Raw genomic sequence first — 14,121 nt, forward strand, 5'->3', positions numbered from 1 at the left:
CTTTTTGCTTTTCCCACTTCCCACGGGCCACAACCCACTACCCTGCTCCCATGAAGCTCTACACCAAAACCGGCGACGACGGCTCCACCGGCCTGTACGGCCCCGAACGAGTCAGCAAGACGCACGTGAGGGTCGAGGCCTACGGCACGGTGGACGAACTCAACAGCGCGGTGGGTCTCGCGCGGGCGCACAACGGGCGCAGCCATAAGCCCGAGCCAACGCTGGACGCCGACCTCGAATACCTCCAGAACGCCCTCTTTGACGTGGGCGCTGACCTCGCCACCCGGCAGGGCAGCGTCTCGGCGAGCAAGATCAGCCGCATGGACGCCGAGGACGCCGCCTTTCTGGAGGCGATGATCGACCGCTACCAGGAGAAGACGCCGCCCCTCAAGGAGTTCGTTCACCCCGGCGGCACCCTGACCTCGGCGGCGCTGCACGTCGCCCGCGCCACCGCCCGCCGGGCCGAACGCGCGGCCATCCGCCTCGCCGATGCCGAGGAAGTCAACCCCGCCGTCCTCGTCTATCTCAACCGCGTCTCCGACCTGCTCTTCATCATGGCCCGCGCGGCGAACGAGGCGGCGGGGGTGGGCGAGCAGGGATGGACGGTGAAGGGGCGGAGATGAGACGGAACACAGAGCAATAGTCTCTTCATCAACAATCTAAAGTTTCAAGATAGTCCCAGCTATCAGGAAGATTTAAATCCCCCATCATCACGTAGTAGGCTTTCCCAACAGAGTCTAAATTCAAGTCATCCTTTTGGTTGGCTGGCCAGAAGGTGTCGCATTCATCGCAGATATAACCTATTATTCCCGTGGGCTTGATTTTGACATGAAGCAATTCGCCCTGTTCGCATCCCGGACATAGGATCACTATATGTCAGCCCTTCCTCTCTCATAGACCTCAAAACCAGTGCGCTACAGCTATCACTCCGCGTGCACGAAATCCAGAATCGCCCGCGCAATCGCCCCCGCCACCCGCTCGCGGTAGACGGCCTGGGCGAGGCGTGGCCCCTCCACCGGGCTGGTGCCGAAGCCGATCTCGATGAGGATGGCGGCGGTGGTGGGGTTGCGGATGACGTAGAAGGCGTCGGTCTGCACGCCCCGGTTCACGGCCCCCGTGGCGGTGATGAGGCGGGACTGGACCTTCTGGGCGAGCTGGCGGGAAAAGGACATCTTGGCCTGGGCGAGCAGGTCTCCGAGGAGGTTCTGGGCATTGTTGGCGGCGCGGCGGGTGAGTTCCTGGCCGAGGCTGCCGCCGCCGTTCTCGCGCACGGCGAGGCTGCGGCCCTGCCCGGCGAGCGGCTGCCCGAAGTAGTACGTCTCGATGCCCTGCCCGCCCGGATTGGCCGAGGCGTTGACATGGATGCTGACAAAGGCGCTCGTCGTCCGGTTGGAGGCGAGGCGGGAGCGCGCGTCGAGGTCGCTGGCCTTGTCCGCGCTGAGGTGCTGGTTCCCGTTCCGGCTCATCACCACGTCCACACCGTGCCCCCGCAACATCCGGCGCACGCGGCGGGCCACGTCGAGGGTCACGTCGGCCTCCGTGACCCAGCGGCTGTGCATCCCCGGATCGATGCCCCCGTGCCCGGCGTCGAGGACCACGCGGGGACGCAAGGGAGAGTTCGTGCCCGCCGGACGGGTGACGACGCGCGAGCGGACGGGCGTGGCGGGCACGCGGGCGGCAGCCGTCCCCGTCGGCACGTCGATGACGAGGCGGGCCGCCTGCTTCCCCTTCGCCGGGAGAATGTTCGCTTTGGCCTTGCCATGCCCCGGCGCGAGCGTGACGGTGACGGTGCGGCCCGAGACCGTGTAACCTCGCACGCCGGGGGCGGAGAGAGTTCCCCGTGCGGCACGCAGGGTCACGCTCAGCCGCACGGTCGCCCGGCCACTGGCAACGCGGGTGCTGGCGGTGGCGGTGCGGGGCAGGTCGAACACCACGCGGGTATATCCGGCATGGGTGCCCACACGCGGCGCGGCGACCGCCGTGGACACGAGGAGGAGCAGGAGCAGGAGAAGACGCTTCACTGCGGGCGAGTGTAACTCCCCGGACCGTGAAAATGAACTGTTCTTAAAACCTCTCGTCCGCTGAACAGGGTGAGGAAGGAACGGCACCATCCGAGGGTCCTGACGAGAACGACGGCACTTCACCTCGTCTGGAACGACGTTTCCTCCTGCCCGCCGACTTCATGACCGCGAGGCGTCGGCCTCCTGCAAACGATCAGATGAGGGCCGTCCTCTCCCCTCCCCGATCACGTCCGGTTCAGGCCCGTGCTCTAGGGTGGGCCGGATGAGACGTGCCGTTCTTCTTTCCCTCCTCGCCGGGCTGACGCTCGGAATCGGCGACGCCGCGACCTTCGGGGGGCTGAGCGTGACCCCTCGGGGACCCCAGCGGCTCAACCTCCAGACGGGGGCGACCGAACTCCCGCAGGGCGGCACCGCCACCGACACCCGCACGGGGCTGCGGCTCAGCGCGGGGCAGATGGAACTTCGGCCCGGCGAGCGGCTGACGGCGCGGGGGGCGACGGTCACGCTCCGGCAGGGGGGTACCCTGCGGGCGCAGAACGTAGCGTACGACCTCGGGCGCGGGACGGTGACGGCCTCCGGCGGCGTGACGTACACGGACGCGCGCATCCGGGGGCTGACGGCGGCCCGGCTCGTGCTCCATATGAAGACGGGCTACGTGAGCGCCCTCGGCGACGTGCGGGCGCAGACGCCCAACCTGCGGGCCTCCGCCCTCGCCTTCGAGGCCGCCACGGCGCGGGCCATGCTCGCGGGGCCGTCCAGCGTGAGCCAGGGAACTCTCAAGGCACAGGCCAGCGCCGGGGGCCGCCTGCTGTTGACCTTCTGTGCCGGGGGCGTCCGGCGGGCCACACCCGACGCGGCGACGGTGGCCCGCTTCGCCCCGTACTTGAAGTGAAACTCCGACCCTTCCCCATGACCATTTCGCCCCCGACCCCCGGAGGTCCGATGCCGTCCAAACCACGACGTTCGTTTCGTCCCCTCGGCCCTGCTCTCGCGCTCGGTCTGCTCCTGGCAGGCACCGGGTCCGCCGTCTCGTCTCTCACGCAGGCGACTTCGCCCACACTGGAACTTACGTCGGCCCCCCGCACGGCCACGGACGCGGCGGCCCGGCGCGTGATGCCGCTGGGCGACTCCATCACCGACGGGTACAACATCCCCGGCGGCTACCGCATCCCGCTGCTCCCCGCGCTGAACGCGGCGGGCCTGCGGGTGGACCTCGTGGGGTCGGCGCGCAATGGCCCCGCGAGCCTCGCCGACCGCGACCACGAGGGCCACAGCGGCTGGCGGATTGATCAGCTCCTCGCGGAGGTGGACGGCTGGCTCTCTTCCGCCCAGCCGGACGTGATTCTCCTGATGATCGGCACGAACGATATGATCCAGAACCGCGACGTGGCGACCGCGCCCGCCCGGCTCGGCACCCTCCTCGACCGCATCGCCGCGCGCCGTCCCGCCGCCACCATCCTCGTCGCCTCCCTCCCGCCGCTCAGCGACCCGGCGGGGAATGCACGCGTGAGGGCCTTCAACGCCGCCCTTCCCGGCGTGGTGCGGGCGCGTGCCGCCCTGGGCCGGTGGGTCCGGCTCGTGGACGCCTCCGCCCGGCTGACGCCCGCCGACCTCGCCGACGGGGTGCATCCCAACGAGGGCGGCTACCGCAAGCTGGCGGAGATGTGGCTGGGTGCCCTGCGGGGGCTGTGAGGGAATCGCCAGTCGCCGGGGAAGGCGGGGGAGACCCGTCTCCCCAGTTCGCAACCTTCGGCAGATGAGAGCGTCGGGCAAGCAGATGAAGCACAGCCCGGCGTCTGTTTGCCCGAGCAGAGCGAGCGCATATCAACGAGCAGGACGGGGAATAGAGCCGTTTGGGGGGCGGTTCTCCAGACCCGGCGTCATTCGGAGAACTGCTCTAGGGGTGAAGCCGTCGCTCAGCCCGCCTGACCCGCCGGGGAGTCGAAGCGGTCTTCGAGGTGGGTGAAGCCCAGCACCTCGCACACGAACAGGCGGGTGAGTTCGGGGTCGAACTGGCGGCCCGACTCGGTGATGAGGTGGTCCACGGCGTCCTGATAGGTCCACGCGCTCTTGTAGGGGCGGACGCTCGTCAGGGCGTCGAACACGTCGGCCACGGCCACGATGCGCGCGGCGAGGGGAATGCGGTGCCCCGTCAGCCCCAGCGGGTAGCCGCCGCCGTCCCAGCGTTCGTGGTGGTGGCGCACCGCGTCCACCGTGGAGACGGGCAGGAAGGGCAGATCGGCCAGAAGCTGCACGCCCCAGACCGGGTGCTGGAGGATGACCTCGTACTCCAGTGGATCGAGGGGACCGGGCTTCTGGAGGATGGCCTGCGGCACCCGCGCCTTGCCGATGTCGTGGAGAGCCGCGCCCCAGCGCACGGCGGCGACCTCGGTGGCGCTGAGATGGGCGGCCTGCGCCAGCCGCTCGGCGAAGTCCACGATCCGGCGGATATGCTCGGACTGCCAGGCGTCCTGGCTCACCCCCAGGAAATGCACGGCCTCGTCCAGCGCCCGCTCCACGTCCTGAAGGCGCTCGGCGGTGCGGAAGGCGTGCTGTGCCGAGGCCGCCAGCGGCTCCAGCGTGCCCGCCACATATTCGCCCCGCGCGCCCCACGTCACCCGTACGATGTGGGTGTGCAGCGGCGTGGCGAGCGTGACCTCCTCCAATGCCCCCTGCCCCACCCGGAGCGCGCCGGGATGGCGGGCGCGCTCGTAGCGCAGCCAGCGGTGGAGCGGCTGCCCGGTCGCCTCCCCCGGCCTCAGCCCGGTGACGGCCTCCCACGCCCCGCCGACCTCCAGCACCAGCCCCGCCCCGTCGAGCAGAAAGAGCGCCGCCGGTTGCGCCTCCAGCAGCAGTTGGCGCAGGCCGGTGCGCGGGGTCTCCTCCCGCGCGGCGGGCTTGGGAGCGGGCCGCCCGGAGGCGAAGGGCGTCAGCGCCCCGAACAGGTCGAGGTCGTCAAACATCGCCGCCCCGGTCATCCCACCGGACGGGGTGGCTCATCCACCGGGGGGACAGAGGGAAATAGGGGCAGCCTCCGAAGCTCATGCACGCAGGCTAACCCGTCCGGTGTGAGGAGGACGTGAAGTAACACCACAATCATGCCTGCCGCCTGTCTAGCCCAAGATGAGCGTTTGATTACTTGTTTCTAAAAACCCGCTTCAAACGCCCCCCTCCTCGACCTGACAGGAGGAAACCTGCCTCCTATCCCCCCACCCCACCTCCGATGAACCGGCATTTCTGAACCCGTAGTTAAAGGTTTGGTGATGGCGAGACCCTGTGCCGTATCACATCGAAGGACCCAGGGAGAGGAGACGAACAGGAGGTTGAGGAAGGAGGTCGCCACCTCCCCCCGCGAACTTGCGGAGCTACCTGCGGAGCCGGGCGGATTCTTGCGGGTGGGCTGCCGGGGGCAGTCATCCCCGCGCGATTTGCCATAGGGTGGGGACATGTTGCGTGTGCTGTTCGTGGGGGACGTGTACGGGGCACCGGGCCGCCGGGTGCTGGGGGCGCACCTGCCCACCATCCGGCCCCGCTTCGACTTCGTGGTGGTGAACGGGGAAAACGCGGCGGGGGGCTTCGGGCTGCACCGCGACGCTGCCGACGCGATCCTGCGGGCGGGGGCGAACTGCATCACCCTGGGGAACCACGCCTGGCATCACAAGGACGTGTTCGCGCTGATGCTCGACGAGGCGAAGTACCCCATCGTGCGGCCCCTGAACTATGCCGATCCCGGCACGCCCGGCGTGGGCTGGCGGACCTTCGAGGTGAAGGGCGCGAGCGGCACGGGTGAGCGGCTGACGGTCGTGAACGTCCTCGGGCGCGTCTTTCTGGAGGCGGTGGCGAATCCCTTCCGGGCGGTGGACGACCTCCTGGAGCGGGACGACCTCGGCAGCGTGTTCGTGGACATGCACGCCGAGGCCACGAGCGAGAAGGCGGCGCTGGCGTGGCACCTCGACGGGCGGGTGGCCGCCGTGATCGGCACGCACACGCACGTTCCCACCGCCGACACCCGCATCCTGCCGGGGGGGACGGCCTTCCAGACCGACGCGGGCTTCACGGGGCCACGGGACAGCGTGATCGGGGCCGCGCCGGAGGGTCCCGTCCAGAAGTTCCTGACCGAGCGCCCGCACCGCTTCTCCGTGGCGGGGGGCGTGGCCGAACTCAACGGGGTGATTGTCCAGATGGAGGGGAACCGCGCCCTGGCCGTGGACCGTTACCGTTACGTGGAGGGGGAGGACTATGGGGATTCGCAGTGACGTGAATCTGCTCGGGCGCACGCTCGGTCAGGTGCTCCGGGAGCAGGAGGGCGAGGCCTTTTTCGAGCTGGTGGAGCGGACCCGCGCCCTGGTGCGCGACGTGCGGGCGGGCGGCGACGACGCCGAGTTGCGCGCCCTGCTCTCCGGTCTGGACGCGGAGGCCGCCGAGAATCTGGTGCGGGCCTTCGCGTGGTACTTCCAGCTCGTCAATCTGGCCGAGGAGTACGAGCGGGTGCGGGTGCTCTCGGCCACCCAGGGGGTGCGGTCCCAGAGCATCGAGCAGGCCCTGATGGACCTCAAGGCGCAGGGCGTGAGCGCGGACGAGGCCGAGGCGCTGCTCGCACGGCTGGACCTGGGGCTGACCTTCACCGCGCACCCCACCGAGATGCGGCGAAGGACGATCCGCCATCACCTCGTCGAGGTCGCCCGCGACATCCCTACCCTCGACGAGGCCGGGCTGGAGCGCGTCGCCGCCCACGTCGAGGCGATGTGGAGTACCCCGGAACTCCGCCGCCTCAAGCCTACCGTCCTCGACGAGGTGAAGGGCGGCCTGACCTACGTGACGAGCATCGCGCAGGCCCTCCCCAACCTCCAGCGTGACCTCGCGCGGGGCTTCCGGCATGTGTATGGGCGCGAGACGACCGCGCGGCTGCCCCTCTCCTTCTCCTCGTGGATGGGCGGCGACCGCGACGGCAACCCCTTCGTGACGCCCGAGGCGACCCGCAAGACGCTGGCCCTCCACCGCGAGCGGGCGCGTGAATTGATGATGTCCTCCGTGCGGCAGGCCTACTCCGACCTCAGCCAGGACGAGACGGGTTCGCAGGGGCAGGGGCAGGAGCCGTACCGCCTCGAACTCCAGTCCATCCACAACGCCATCCGGGACGGGGAGCCGGTCGAGCTGCTGCCCCGGCTGGAGGCGTTGCAGGCCCGGCTCCACGCCGAGGGGCAGCACCGCAGCGCCGACCAACTGCTGACGCCGCTCCTCGCCGTCGCGCGGGTGTTCGGGCAGCATCTCGTCAGCCTCGATGTCCGGGAGCACAGCGCGCAGACGGGGGCGGCGGTGGCTCGGCTGCTCGCGGAGGCGGGGGTGGCGGCGGATTACCTCGCGCTGCCCGAGCACGCCAAGCAGGAGGTGCTGGCCCGCGAACTTCGCTCGCGCCGCCCGCTGTGGCCCGCCGGGGAGGCGCTGCCGCCCGAATTGGAGACGGCCATCGGCCCCATCCGCGAGGTGCAGGCGGCCACTCGACTGGTCGGCCCGCGCGCTTTCGGGCGGTACGTCATCTCCATGAGCGAGAGCGTCAGCGACGTGCTGGAGCCGCTGCTCCTCGCGCGCGAGGTGGGCTTCCGGGTGCTGCCCGTGCCCCTTTTCGAGACGCTTGCTGACCTCGCCCGCGCGCCGCAGGTCGTGTGGGAACTCCTCAGCCTCCCCGAGTACCGCGCCGTGCTGGGCGACGACGTGCAGGAGATCATGCTGGGCTACAGCGACTCGAACAAGGACGCCGGATTCCTGGCCGCGAACTGGGCCTTGCACGAGGCGCAGAGGAAGATCAGCGACGTGTGCCGCCGGGCGGGGGTGCGCTGGCGGTTCTTCCACGGGCGCGGCACCAGCATCGGGCGGGGGGGCGGTCCGGCGAGCCGGGCGATCCTGGGGCAGCCCGCCGGGACCATCGACGTGGGGTTGCGGATCACCGAGCAGGGGGAGGCGCTGGCGGACAAGTACAGCCACCCGGTCCTCGCGCGGCGCAATCTGGAGCAGGCCCTTTACGGCCTGATGCTCGCCGCCGCCCGCCCGGCGCAGGACCCCCCCGAGGAATGGACGGCGGCACTGGACCGGGCCGCCAAAGCCAGCGCCACCGCCTACCGCGCCCTCGTGGACAGCCCGGCCTTCATTCCCTTCTTCGAGGACGTGACCCCCATCCACGAGATCGCCCGGCTGAACATCGCCTCGCGGCCCGTGCGGCGGTCCGGGGCACCCAGCCTCTCGAACCTGCGCGCGATTCCCTGGGTCATGAGCTGGACGCAGAACCGCGCGAACCTCCCCGGCTGGTACGGCCTGAGCGAGGGCCTGCGCGAGATCGGCCCCGACCTCGCCCGCGAGATGTACGCCGGGTGGCCCTTCTTCCGCACGGTGCTGGACAACGCGCAGATGAGCCTCGCCAAGAGCGATTTCCTGATCTTCGCCGAATACCTGCGCCTCGCGGAGGATCACGACCTCGCCGCCCGGCTGCGGGGAAGCTACGAGGAGACGGTGCGCCTCGTGCAGGAGGTCGTCGGGGCGGAGTTGCTGGCGAACGAGCCGAGGCTGCGCGAGAGCATCGGCCTCCGCAACCCGTACATTGACCCCATCCACCGCGTTCAGGTCGAGTTGCTATGCCGTGCCCGGTCGTCGGAGGGCGGGCTGGACGAGTTCGAGAGGCCGCTGATGGTGAGCTTGCAGGGCATTGCGGCGGGGGTGCGGAATACGGGGTGAGGGAGGTGGGGAGCGAGGGGACGACCACAACTCTCCTTTTTTTCGAGAACGCTCGGCCCGCTCACCCCCTCCCAGCCTCCCCCCTCAAGGCGGAGGGGCAAAACAGCCAACCCACGCCTCTGTCTGTTCGTTCCCTGACTCCCGACGTGTACTCCAACCGCATAAGTAGCAAGCTTGAACCTTCGCTCTCTCCCGTAAGGGTTTGCCCGACCGACTCCTGCTTCCGGCCCCCCGCTCCCAGTACCATGTTCCCACCTATGCGCCGCCTCCCCCTGCTGGGTGCGCTGCTCGCCTCCGTGGCGGGCGCACAAGCTTCCACGCCTGCCGCCGCCCTGCCGACCTGGGAGGGTCAGGTCATCTATCAGGTCATGCCCGACCGCTTCGCCGACGGCAACCCGGCGAACAACACGGGCGTGGACCGCGCCAATCTCCGCGTGTGGCACGGCGGCGACCTCGCGGGGCTGACGGCACGGGTGCCGTACCTCCGGGACCTGGGGGCGACGGCGGTCTGGCTCACGCCGATCTACCGCCAGCAGACGGCGAACTCCTTCGACACCGCGCCCTACCACGGCTACTGGCCCGCCGACTTCCGGAGCGTGGACCCGCACTTCGGGACGCTTGCGGATTTCGATGCCTTCACGGCGGCGGCGCGGGCGGCGGGGATGCGGGTGGTGCTCGATCAGGTCGTCAACCACTACGGCTACGAGGCGGCGGCGGTGAAGGAGCGGCCCGCCCTCTTCAACGGGAAAGCCGAGTGTGACGCGACGCGGAACAAGGACGTGGACTGCCCGCTGGCTGGATTACCCGACCTCAAACAGTCCAACCCCGAGGTGCGCGACCTGCTGAACGGGAACGCGGACTTCTGGCGCTCGCGGGGCGTGAACGCCTTCCGGTACGACGCGATCAAGCATGTGGAGCGGCCCTTCCTGCGCGACGTGCTGGCCCGCGACCGCGCCGCCGGGACGTGGACGCTGGGCGAGTGGTACGACGCCGACACGGGCACGGTGGCCGAGTGGCAGCGGGCGGGCTTCGACAGCCTGTTTCTCTTCAGCCTTCAGGCGGCGATGCAGCGCAGCATCATGGGCGGGCAGGGCCTGAGCGGGGTGGCGAACGTGCTGACCCGGCAGGGCGAACTCGTGCGGCCCGGCGAGGTGGCGCTGTTTCTCGACAACCACGACATTCCCCGCTTCGCGCAGGGGTCGCTCTTCGAGGACGAGGGGCAGGCCCGCACCCGCTACGGCCTGCGGGCGCTGATGACGATGAAGGGCGTCCCCGTGCTGTGGCAGGGCACCGAGATCGCCATGCGCGGCGGCCCCGACCCCGACAACCGCCGCTCCATGCGCTTCGAGAACGAGTGGACGCCCGCCGAGCGGACTGTGTACGACGTGGCCCGCGACGCCATCGCCGTCCGCAAGGCCAGCCGCGCCCTGAGCGTCGGGACGCAGAAGCTCCTGCCCGTTCCCGAGAGCCTGGGAGACGACCTCCTGCTCCTCACCCGCGAGGTGGGTAGCGAGCGTGTGCTGGCGGCGTGGCACGGCAGCCGGGAACGCCGGACCCACAGCGTCCGCCTGAGCGCACTGGGCCTCACCGCGAGCGATCTGGCCGTCACCCGCAGCCTGTACGCCGGGCAGGACGCGAAGGTCAGCGTGAGCGGAGGCTTCCTGCACCTGAGCCTGCCGGGGAAGGACGCGGCGGTGTTCAGGTTGCGGTAGGTGTTGGGGAAGGTGGGAGAGGGACAACAGAGCTAAAGCGTTCGCTCTCCAAAAAACCGTCACTCCCGACGCCCGATGCTTGCCGGTAGACAGACGGCCCATCCCACCACCACGTCGGCTCGCGGAGCGAGACGGTGGGCCTTCCAGACAGAGCACAATAAGATCAAACCTTGCCACGCTAAGAACCCGCCTACGCGCGCAGTCAACAGGCCCTTTGCCCAGCGCAGCGCCGCTCCCCCTGCTCTCTCTGGGGGGTGGGGGCAAACCGAAGCAAGATACCTAGCCCTTAAAAAGCCCCTCTCCAATCTCCCCTGCACTACCATGCTCCCCGTGCGTTCCCCCCTGCCCCGCGCCGTCCTCACCCGTCTGGAAACCGGGCGGCTGGTGGTGCTGAGCGTGGTGCTGGGCGTGCTGGTGGGGGTGCTGTGTGTGCCGCTCCGGCTGGGCCTGGACGCGCTGCTCCGGCTCTCGTCGGTGGTCACGGGCTACTCGCCGCCCGGCACCCCCGGCGAGGGCGGATTGCTGATGGCCTTCGGGGCGGCGCTGCCGTGGGGCCTGCTGGCGCTGCCGCTGGCGGGGGCCGCTTACGCCTGGCTCGTGCCGGGGGAGACGGGCGACCCGCTCGCCCAACTCGTGCGGGGCTACCACGCGCGGGGACAGTGGCCCGGCCCGGTCGCGCAGGTGCGGACGCTGGCGGGAACGCTGCTCGGGTACGCGGGAGGCCTGCTCGTAGGCCGGGACGCGCCCTTCACGATGGTCGGGCAACTGGGGGCGTGGGTGCTGCGGCGGGCGACGCGGCTGGACGCGGTGGAGGTGCGCGCCCTCACGCTGGCGGGGGCGGCGGCGGGGTTGGGAGCGGTGCTGCACGCGCCCCTGGCGGCGGCGGTCCTCGTGGCCGAGGTGCTCTACCGCCGCTTCGAGTTCGAGGTCGAGGTGCTGATGCCCTGCGTCCTCGCCTCCGTGGCGGCCTACGCGGTGTACGGGGTGGCCTTCGGCTTCACGCCGCTGTTCAGCGTGCAGGCGCTTCAGGTGCCCTCCGCCTCGCAGCTTCCGGGGGTGGCGGGCGTGGCGCTGGCGGTGGCGCTGGCGGGGTGGGCGTCCCTGTTCGCCTGCCGCCTGCTGCCGGGGGCGTGGACCACCGGACCGCGCCGCATCGTCCTGGGGGGCGTGTTCGGTGCCCTGACGGCGGCGCTGGCCCTCTGGAGCACGCCCGCCGTTCTCGGGGACGGGGCCGGGTGGGTGCAGCTCGGCGCGTCGGGCTTTCTGGGAGAGGAGGGCATCGTGGCGGGCGCGTGGCGCTGGGGGCTGCTCGCGCTGGGGGCGCGGCTGGCGTTCGGGGGCGGGGTGCTGCCGTCGGTCGGGGTGGGGGGGCTGCTCGGCGCGGGGCTGGGGTCGCTGCTGGGGGTGGACGTGGCGGTGTGTGCGCTGGTCGGCGCGGTCGCCTTCCTGACGACCACCCTCAACGTGCCCGTGGCGGCGGCGCTGCTGGCGGTCGCGTGGGGCGGGGACGCCATGCTGCCCACCGCCCTCCTCGCGGCGGGGCTGGCCCACCTCGTGAGCGGCGAGTCGGGGTTACTGCCCGGTCAGGCCCGCTCGCGCGCGGCGAGTCCCGTCCATGCGGCCACCGGCCTGAGCCTTCTCCCCGAGGGCGTGCGCTTCGTGGCCCGCCGTGCCCCCGATGGGGCGGGGACACCCGGCACGCCGTTGGATGCCCCATCCACCGCAGAGGACGGCGGGTTGCCCCCGCTCGCCTCCGACCGGGAACTGTACCGGCGCGGCGTTCCGGCGAGCTGGCGGGGCGCGCGGCTCTCGGTCCTCTCCCTGCCGCCCGGCGTGGAGGTCGTGGGCGTCGTACGGGAGGGGACGGTGCGCCTCCCCCGCCCCGAGTTGCGCCTCACCGCCGACGACGAACTCGTGTTCCTGGCGCGGCCCGAGGCGTATGCGGCTCTGGAGGGTGTGTTGCGGCTGCCGGGATGAGGTTGGACAGTTGAGCCGTCACGTCACCCCCTCATCCCGGCCCTCTGCCACGAACACCTGACGGGCAAGAGCAGGTCAACGTGCCAACTGTGCTCTTTTCTCCCTCCCTCCTTGTGGGGGAGGGTCGGGGAGGGGGGTGAAGAGCACCGCTCGTCCTCCTGCCAGATAATGAAAACACTCCTTTCGCCCGATCTGAAATTTGCATCAAACGTCAAGAGAAGAGAGGAAAGACGGAAGCCACATCCCGCCGTCTCCCCATCCTGAACGCCCCCGGTCGCACCTCCCGATAATGCCCCGGTGACTGCCGCGCCCGCCCGCCCCGACCGTGCCCCGTGGAACCGAGACGAGCGGCTGGGCATCCTGAATGGCTGGCTGGTGTTCCTGGGCGACGGCTTCCTGAACGTGTCGGTGGTGCTGGCGGGCTTCGCGGCGCGGCTGGGGGCACCCAATGCCGTCATCGGGCTGCTGCCCGCCATTGCGGGGGGCGGGTGGATGCTGCCGCAGCTTCTCGTGGCCGCGCGGGTGCGCCCGCTGCCGCACAAGCTGCCCGTGTACCGCTCGGCGGCGCTGGCGCGGATGCTCTCGTACCTGGCGATGGTGGTGATCGCGGCGACGCTGGCCGACCGTCCCGCCCTGTGCCTGACGCTGTTCATCCTGGCGATGGTGACCAATGCCCTCGCCTCCGGCGTGGCGGGGCTGCCCTTTCTGGAGGTCGTGAGCAAGGTCGTGCCCTCCAGCCGCCGCGCCCGCTTCTTCGGGACGCGCAATCTATACGGCGGGCTGCTCGCGTTCGGGGCCGGGCTGGTCGTGCGCTGGATTCTGGCGTCGGAGCTGGCCTTTCCGCTGAACTACGCGCTGATCTTCCTGCTGGGCACGGTCGCGTACACGGTGGGGTACGGGGTCTTCGGGCGGGTGACGGAGCCTCCCGACCAGCCCCTCCCGCCGGGCAACGTGTGGGACGAGGTGCGGTCCATCCCCGCCACGCTCGCGGACGCGCACTTCCGGGCCTTCCTGCGGGTGCGGCTGCTGCTGGCGGCGGCGAGCCTGGGCGAACCCTTCTACGCCGTGTACGCGCTGCGGGAGCTGGAGTACCCGGCGGCCACCCTGGGCGTCTTCGTGATGACCCTTACCGGGGCCGCGCCGCTATCCAACCTCGTGTGGCAGCGGGTCGCCGAGCGCAAGGGGTCGCGGCGCATCATCCGCTACGCGGCGGCGACGGCGGGCCTCGCCCCCCTCGTGGCGCTGACCGTGGGCACGCTGGGGCTGGGAGCGTGGGCCTACCTGCTCGTCTTCCTGCTCACCAGCGTGGCCGCGCAGGGCTTCAATCTCGGGCACACCAACCACCTCCTGAACATCTCGCCGCCCGAGTCCCGCAGCCGCTACATCGGCACGCTGAACACGCTCGTGGGCACGGTCCTCTTCGCGCCCGTCGTGGGCGGGGTAATTGCCGACACGTTGGGCTACCGCACCGTGTTCGTCCTCGGCTCGGCGCTGTTCGCCGTCGCATGGTGGCAGTGCGGGAAGTTGCGGCGGGACGCGTGAGGGCGGGCGGTAGTGAGACCCGAGCGATGAACCGACAGTCGCCGGAGGTCGTACCCAGAGTGACCCGTGTTGGGTCTCACCCAATGGGGGATGGAAGGACCCGGCCCACATCCTGCCACCGGGGACAGTTACTCACCCCCTGC

The 14,121-nt window shown here is 70.4% G+C and carries 10 protein-coding genes; 8 read left to right on the forward strand and 2 right to left on the reverse strand.

Translation table 11 applies throughout. The features are described from left to right. Positions 1-50 precede the first annotated feature (50 nt). Entirely contained in the window at positions 51-623 is a 573-nt protein-coding gene (locus tag V3W47_RS05210; RefSeq protein WP_331824121.1) for a cob(I)yrinic acid a,c-diamide adenosyltransferase, read from the forward strand. Positions 624-923: 300 nt separating this feature from the next. Here V3W47_RS05210 and V3W47_RS05215 read toward each other — a convergent pair whose 3' ends face one another. Beyond that, positions 924-2,021 carry an N-acetylmuramoyl-L-alanine amidase family protein gene (locus V3W47_RS05215; RefSeq protein ID WP_331824122.1) on the reverse strand — a complete coding sequence of 366 codons (1,098 nt, stop codon included), beginning with the start codon at positions 2,019-2,021 and terminating at the stop codon, positions 924-926. A gap of 262 nt (positions 2,022-2,283) precedes the next feature. Here V3W47_RS05215 and V3W47_RS05220 point away from each other — a divergent pair, with 262 nt between their 5' ends. Further along, positions 2,284-2,913, forward strand: a complete 630-nt coding sequence (locus V3W47_RS05220) for a hypothetical protein (RefSeq protein ID WP_331824123.1) — start codon at positions 2,284-2,286, stop codon at positions 2,911-2,913. Positions 2,914-2,963: 50 nt separating this feature from the next. Further along, positions 2,964-3,713 carry an SGNH/GDSL hydrolase family protein gene (locus V3W47_RS05225; protein ID WP_331824124.1) on the forward strand — a complete coding sequence of 250 codons (750 nt, stop codon included), beginning with the start codon at positions 2,964-2,966 and terminating at the stop codon, positions 3,711-3,713. A 224-nt stretch (positions 3,714-3,937) separates the two neighbouring features. On the opposite strand, the gene V3W47_RS05230 is transcribed toward V3W47_RS05225, so the two are convergent. Then, positions 3,938-4,984: an HD-GYP domain-containing protein gene (locus V3W47_RS05230; RefSeq protein ID WP_331824125.1), complete on the reverse strand. Its 1,047-nt coding sequence runs from the start codon at positions 4,982-4,984 to the stop codon at positions 3,938-3,940. A gap of 483 nt (positions 4,985-5,467) precedes the next feature. On the opposite strand from V3W47_RS05230, the gene V3W47_RS05235 reads away from it, so the two are divergent. The 5 genes from V3W47_RS05235 to V3W47_RS05255 all read left to right on the forward strand — a co-directional run bounded on the left by V3W47_RS05235 (position 5,468) and on the right by V3W47_RS05255 (position 13,978). After that, positions 5,468-6,277, forward strand: a complete 810-nt coding sequence (locus V3W47_RS05235; RefSeq protein WP_331824126.1) for a TIGR00282 family metallophosphoesterase — start codon at positions 5,468-5,470, stop codon at positions 6,275-6,277. Then, complete coding sequence (locus V3W47_RS05240; protein WP_331824127.1) at positions 6,261-8,747, forward strand: phosphoenolpyruvate carboxylase; 2,487 nt, start codon at positions 6,261-6,263, stop codon at positions 8,745-8,747. Before V3W47_RS05235 ends, V3W47_RS05240 begins: the two co-directional genes overlap by 17 nt. Before the next feature lie 257 nt (positions 8,748-9,004). Beyond that, entirely contained in the window at positions 9,005-10,459 is a 1,455-nt protein-coding gene (locus V3W47_RS05245) for an alpha-amylase family glycosyl hydrolase (RefSeq protein WP_331824128.1), read from the forward strand. 321 nt (positions 10,460-10,780) lie between these two features. Then, entirely contained in the window at positions 10,781-12,436 is a 1,656-nt protein-coding gene (locus V3W47_RS05250; RefSeq protein WP_331824129.1) for a chloride channel protein, read from the forward strand. A 297-nt stretch (positions 12,437-12,733) separates the two neighbouring features. Continuing rightward, positions 12,734-13,978, forward strand: coding sequence for an MFS transporter (locus V3W47_RS05255; protein ID WP_331824130.1), 1,245 nt, complete (start codon positions 12,734-12,736; stop codon positions 13,976-13,978). Positions 13,979-14,121: the final 143 nt, after the last annotated feature.

The sequence above is a fragment of the Deinococcus sp. YIM 134068 genome, assembly GCF_036543075.1.
Taxonomy (GTDB): domain Bacteria; phylum Deinococcota; class Deinococci; order Deinococcales; family Deinococcaceae; genus Deinococcus; species Deinococcus lichenicola.

What these genes read in the sequence shown, in the direction of transcription:
- V3W47_RS05210 (WP_331824121.1), top strand. Translation starts at nt 51, where the DNA reads ATGAAGCTCTACACCAAAACCGGCGACGACGGCTCCACCGGCCTGTAC.
- V3W47_RS05220 (WP_331824123.1), top strand. Translation starts at nt 2,284, where the DNA reads ATGAGACGTGCCGTTCTTCTTTCCCTCCTCGCCGGGCTGACGCTCGGA.
- V3W47_RS05225 (WP_331824124.1), top strand. Translation starts at nt 2,964, where the DNA reads ATGCCGTCCAAACCACGACGTTCGTTTCGTCCCCTCGGCCCTGCTCTC.
- V3W47_RS05230 (WP_331824125.1), bottom strand. Translation starts at nt 4,984, where the DNA reads ATGTTTGACGACCTCGACCTGTTCGGGGCGCTGACGCCCTTCGCCTCC.
- V3W47_RS05235 (WP_331824126.1), top strand. Translation starts at nt 5,468, where the DNA reads ATGTTGCGTGTGCTGTTCGTGGGGGACGTGTACGGGGCACCGGGCCGC.
- V3W47_RS05240 (WP_331824127.1), top strand. Translation starts at nt 6,261, where the DNA reads ATGGGGATTCGCAGTGACGTGAATCTGCTCGGGCGCACGCTCGGTCAG.
- V3W47_RS05245 (WP_331824128.1), top strand. Translation starts at nt 9,005, where the DNA reads ATGCGCCGCCTCCCCCTGCTGGGTGCGCTGCTCGCCTCCGTGGCGGGC.
- V3W47_RS05250 (WP_331824129.1), top strand. Translation starts at nt 10,781, where the DNA reads ATGCTCCCCGTGCGTTCCCCCCTGCCCCGCGCCGTCCTCACCCGTCTG.